The sequence below is a fragment of the Devosia sp. genome (genome assembly GCF_017307565.1).
GTDB lineage: Bacteria > Pseudomonadota > Alphaproteobacteria > Rhizobiales > Devosiaceae > Devosia.
Genome location: NZ_JAFKHD010000047.1, coordinates 1 through 4,584, shown reverse-complemented (window position 1 = coordinate 4,584; position 4,584 = coordinate 1). Strand labels below are relative to the sequence as shown.

Below are 4,584 nucleotides of genomic sequence, written 5' to 3'. Positions count from 1 at the left end.
AGCTGCTCGGGCGGCACTTCCTGTGCGAAGGCCGGGGCCGCCAGGCCGATCATGCTGGCAGTCACCACGGCCGCAACGATCGCCTTGGCGCCGCGCATAAAATCCATGTTCATCCGGTTCCCCATTTGTCTGTTGCGGGCTGACGTCATCTGCCCTTGAGAAGTGTCTTTACGCCATCCGGCGCCGCCACATAAGCCTTGCTGCACATATCAAGGAAAAGTCCGTGTTGGACTACCCCCGGAACATCCAGCAGATCGCGTGACAGCGCTTCTGGCTGCGAAATGCGGCCAAAAAAAGCATCAAGGATCAGGTGTCCACCGTCGGTCACGAAGACTTCGCCCTTGTCTTCGCCGCGCAGCTTGAGCCCCCCCTCGGCGCCATGGGCCTTGAGAATTTCGGCGACCGCATGGCGGGTGGCAGCCAGGCCGAAGCGGTTGACCTCGATGGGCAACGGGAAACGCCCGAGCGTTTCGACGACCTTGGAGCTGTCAGCGATGACGATCATCGTCGCGGAAGCCGCGGCAACGATCTTTTCGCGCAGCAGCGCGCCGCCGCCGCCCTTGATGAGGTTGAGATTGGGATCGAGCTCGTCGGCGCCATCAACGGTCAGATCGAGCTGGCCGAGCGTTTCGAGATCGGAGAGCGGGATAGCAAGACTTTGGGCCTGGCGCGCGGTGACTTCCGAGGTGGGCACGCAGATCACGTCGAGCCCCTGGGCAACCTTGTCGCCGAGGAGGTCAACGAAATGGCGGGCCGTGGAGCCGGTGCCGAGCCCGAGGCGCATGCCGGGACGCACATCTTCGAGGGCACGCCGGGCGGCTTCTCGCTTGAGATCTTCGGACATCATCGCCTCCGTGTTTGGTCAGCGTGATGCAAGCTAGGCAGCCATGCTGTCAAGCCTTGCAAACCGGGCGCCTCACGCATTGGTGAATAGCCACTGTAACCAGCCGGCAACACAATAAGGCAAGCTTGCCACGTGTGTGGCGAAAAGGTGACTGTTAACCCTTCTCGACTAAATTGCGGAAATGTAAATAGCGGCATTACTTGCGAACGACGAATCACGGCGTCGCATTCATTCAGAGGCCTGGAAGAGCATGAAGTTTTTGAAGGCGGCTATGGCCGTGGGGCTATCGATCATGTTGGCGGTAGGCATGGCCGTGCCAAGCCAGGCCGCACGCGTCTACAATCCCGACAACAATACCTGGGAAGAACCCTCTGTGGTTGCTACGCGCAGCCGCGGCGGCAGCCCGGTCAAGAAGCAAATCGTCGACTACGACACCAACTATGCTGTCGGCACGATTGTCGTCGAAACCGGCGAGCGCCGCCTCTACCTCGTTCTCGAAGGTGGCAAGGCCATGCGCTACGGTATTGGCGTTGGCCGTGATGGTTTCACCTGGACCGGCACCCACCGCATTACCCGCAAGGCCGAGTGGCCCGGCTGGACCCCGCCCCCGCAGATGCGCAAGCGCGTTCCCGACCTGCCGGCCTATATGCCTGGCGGCCCGGAAAATCCGCTCGGCGCTCGCGCTCTGTACATCGGCTCGACCCTCTATCGCGTGCACGGCACTTCCGAGCCGTGGTCCATCGGCCAGGCCGTTTCCTCGGGCTGCATTCGTCTGACCAATGACGATGTGACCGATCTTTACGAGCGCGTGAAGGTTGGGGCCCGGATCGTCGTCAACCACTAAGGTTGGCACCAAGAGAATTTGAAAGAGGTCGCTTCGGCGGCCTCTTTTGTTTTGTGCAGCGCCCCTGCCCTCAACACCCCGAGATCGCAATTCCAATTGTCGGTATCTGCACTTACAATGTCGGCATGAACGCGCCTTTCCTTTCTTCTCGTCCGCTGGTCGACCGCTATGGCCGAACCATCAGCTATTTGCGGATTTCGGTGACGGATCGGTGCGACTTCCGCTGCGTCTATTGCATGGCGGAAGACATGGTTTTCCTGCCCAAAAAAGACATCCTGAGTTTCGAGGAAGTGGAGGCCATCGCGTCGGCCTTTATCGCGCGGGGCACGACCAAGATCCGGCTGACCGGGGGCGAGCCGCTGGTGCGGCGCGACATCATGGACCTGGTGCGCAGTCTCGGCGGACGGATCGGCAGCGGGCTGCAGGAACTGACGATCACCACCAATGGCAGCCAATTGGCAAAGCACGCCGAGGGTCTCTTTGCCGCCGGGGTCAGGCGGATCAATGTGTCGCTCGACACGCTCGATACCGACCGGTTCGCCACCATTACCCGGCGCGGCCGGCTCGCCGATGTCATGGCCGGGATCGAGGCGGCGCAGGCGGCGGGGCTGGCTCTCAAGATCAACATGGTCGCCATGCGCGGCGTCAATGACGACGAAATCGAGCCGATGATGGCCTGGGCTCATGGCAAGGGCATGGGGCTGACGCTGATCGAAGGCATGCCGCTGGGCGAAGTGGGAATCGACAGGATCGACAGCTATTTGCCGCTTCGCGAACTGCATGAGCGGCTGGCGCGGCGCTATACGCTGACCCGGCTCGACAAACGCACGGGCGGTCCGGCACGTTATGTCGAGGTTGCCGAAACCGGCGGTCTGCTGGGCTTCATCACGCCGATGAGCCATAATTTCTGCGAGAGCTGCAATCGCGTGCGGTTGACCGCCACGGGGCAGCTTTTCCTCTGTCTGGGCCAGGACGACCAGGTCAACCTTCGCGATGCGCTGCGTGATGGTGGCCTTGTGGGGCTCGATGCGGCGATGGACGAAGCCATGCTGATCAAGCCCAAAGGCCACGACTTCGTGCTCGACCGCGGCAGCAGCGGCGCGCCGGCTGTGGCGCGACATATGAGCGTGACGGGCGGCTAGAGAGCGTCGCGATCCGGCGCGCGCTCGATCAACTCAACGAGAATGCCGTCTCCGTCGCGGACGAAGGCGACCCGGCTGATCATCTCGCGATTATAGGCATCGCGTGGACGCTCGACGATTTCGACGCCGGCCTTTTCGAGCGTTTCGAAGATCGCGTCGACACTGGAAAAGGCAAAGGTGATGTGGCGAAGGCCGGCCTCGTCGACCGGCACATCGCGGAAGCGATCCACCTTGCTCGAGGCAGGCGCGAACAGCTCAAGCATGCCCGCGCCCGTATCGAAGAAAGCCAGTTCGCCGCGATCGACGCTTTTGCGCAGGGCCAGCCGCAGCCCCAAAAGCTCGCAATAGAAGGCAACCGCCCGGTCCATGTCCGAGACGGTCATGCCGACATGTTCGAAGCCAAGCAGCATGGCTTTACTTGTCGTCGTCGACGACGATGGCAAAGTCGAGCGGCAGGGCCGTGGTGTACTTGATCTGGCCCATGGCGAAAGCGGAGCTGACATCGGTCAGATTGATCTTGCTGATCAGCCGCTTGTAGAAGGCGTCATAGGCCTGGATATCGGGCACGACGACACGCATCAGATAGTCGACATCCCCGCTCATGCGATAGAACTCCACTACTTCGGGGAATTCATCGATAACGCCGGAGAATTTGCGCATCCAGGCTTCGTTGTGTTCGTTGGTCTTGACCGAGACAAAAACGGTCACCCCGACATTGACCTTGTTGGGGTCAAGGACAGCAACGCGGCGCTGAATTACCCCGTCTTCTTCCATCTTCTGGATGCGGCGCCAGCAGGGCGTCGTGGAGAGCCCAACCTTGCGGCCGATCTCGGCTACCGGCATGGTCGCGTCTTTTTGCAGCAGCGTCAGTATTTTACGGTCGATCTTGTCCAGTGCCATTCGGCCCTCTCTAGGAAATCAGTTTTTTCTTATTGACGATTTTCGGGGCATGTACGCACGTGAAGCTGCCATATCGGCATCGAAGGCGCAATAAAATTGCGCAACCCAAACACAATATGACTGCTAACGGCGGCTTAACCACCCAGCGGCCCATTCCGCAACTTGCAGGTGCTTCTCCGACTGCGATTTCACCCGCTGTTAACCACGCCTCGCCTAACTTCGGCACCGAGCGTAGCGATGGCCGTTGCCATTGCAGTAGCGATGGCAGTTGCCATTGCGTGAGTTAGTAATGAGTACCGTTCATGCCGTCTCAGCCGGCCAATACCGCGGACGTCCGCGCCCTGATGGGCTCTGACGGCAAGCGCGCCGCCCAAAAGACCGTGCTGGAAGCGCGCCAGAAACTGACCTCCAGTTCCGGCACCCGCGCCGAATTCGATTTCCAGCTGATGCAGAACTACGCCGAATCCCGGCGTGGCGCCGCCCTGCCCATGGCCGTGGTCGTCAGCATTCTCGCTATAGTCTCGACCTTCTGGGTGCCGGTGATCTTTTCCGCGCTCTGGGCGGGCCTCGTGATCGCGAGCATGTTGGTGCTCGTCATGGCCGCGAGCCGGTTCCTGAACCAGGACCCATCCAAGTTCAATGCCGCCAAGTGGACGACGAGCTTTGTCGCAGCCGAGACCATTTATGGCCTCTCGCTGTCGCTCCTGGCGCTGTCGACCATTGTGGCCAATCCTCATGACGTGGCCCCGGTCATGTTTGCCATGGTGCTGGTGAGCATAGCGGCCAATGCCATTGCCACCCACACCCTGCCCCCCGCGACGCTGATGAGCACGCTGCCGGTGACCGTGACGGTG

Annotated in this window: 5 protein-coding genes and 1 pseudogene; 3 read left to right on the top strand and 3 right to left on the bottom strand. The window is 61.0% G+C overall.

Translation table 11 applies throughout. The annotated features are described in order from the left end of the window. Nucleotides 1-145 precede the first annotated feature (145 nt). Nucleotides 146-847, bottom strand: a complete 702-nt coding sequence (rpiA, locus tag J0I64_RS00910; RefSeq protein WP_291405516.1) for a ribose-5-phosphate isomerase RpiA — start codon at nt 845-847, stop codon at nt 146-148. Between the two features lie 247 nt (nt 848-1,094). Here rpiA and J0I64_RS00905 point away from each other — a divergent pair, with 247 nt between their 5' ends. Continuing rightward, nucleotides 1,095-1,688, top strand: coding sequence for a L,D-transpeptidase (locus J0I64_RS00905; protein WP_291405515.1), 594 nt, complete (start codon nt 1,095-1,097; stop codon nt 1,686-1,688). Nucleotides 1,689-1,813: 125 nt separating this feature from the next. Then, nucleotides 1,814-2,830, top strand: coding sequence for a GTP 3',8-cyclase MoaA (gene moaA, locus J0I64_RS00900; protein ID WP_291405513.1), 1,017 nt, complete (start codon nt 1,814-1,816; stop codon nt 2,828-2,830). Here moaA and J0I64_RS00895 read toward each other — a convergent pair. Continuing rightward, nucleotides 2,827-3,240: a VOC family protein gene (locus tag J0I64_RS00895; protein WP_291405511.1), complete on the bottom strand. Its 414-nt coding sequence runs from the start codon at nt 3,238-3,240 to the stop codon at nt 2,827-2,829. The genes moaA and J0I64_RS00895 overlap by 4 nt on opposite strands. 4 nt (nt 3,241-3,244) lie before the next feature. Continuing rightward, nucleotides 3,245-3,724, bottom strand: coding sequence for an Lrp/AsnC family transcriptional regulator (locus J0I64_RS00890; protein ID WP_035086672.1), 480 nt, complete (start codon nt 3,722-3,724; stop codon nt 3,245-3,247). A 308-nt stretch (nt 3,725-4,032) separates the two neighbouring features. Between J0I64_RS00890 and J0I64_RS00885 the strand changes: the two are divergent. Then, a pseudogene (locus J0I64_RS00885) lies at nt 4,033-4,584 on the top strand (sensor histidine kinase); the annotation flags it as partial.